Below are 284 nucleotides of genomic sequence, written 5' to 3' on the forward strand. Positions count from 1 at the left end.
CTTTAGCGATAGCGAGTAGTTCAAGATCTTCGAGTCTGTCCATCATCATTTCGTACGCTTCGGCAGGTACGCAATAAAATGCCGGTTCATTTCGGTTTAATATAGCAACAGGTTCGCCGTAAGCACTAGTTGCAACTTTCATAGGGTTAGCTTTCAACTCAGTAATGCTTGCAGCGACATCGGCTAAAATTCTAGTGGTCATATAATCGGTCTCTTAAGTGGTCTTTATATTGGTCATTTTAGCCTCAACCAAGCGGTATAACAAGTTGCTTAAGAGTGATTCG

1 protein-coding gene is annotated in these 284 nt (G+C 41.9%); it reads right to left on the bottom strand.

The features are described 5' to 3' along the window. Positions 1 to 202 (bottom strand): type II toxin-antitoxin system Phd/YefM family antitoxin (locus tag BCT81_RS16300; RefSeq protein WP_102425115.1); only part of this gene is annotated, 202 nt, incomplete at its 3' end. Positions 203 to 284: the final 82 nt, after the last annotated feature.

Origin of the sequence: Vibrio sp. 10N.261.52.A1, assembly GCF_002876325.1 — a bacterium.
Classification (GTDB): Bacteria; Pseudomonadota; Gammaproteobacteria; order Enterobacterales; family Vibrionaceae; genus Vibrio; species Vibrio chagasii.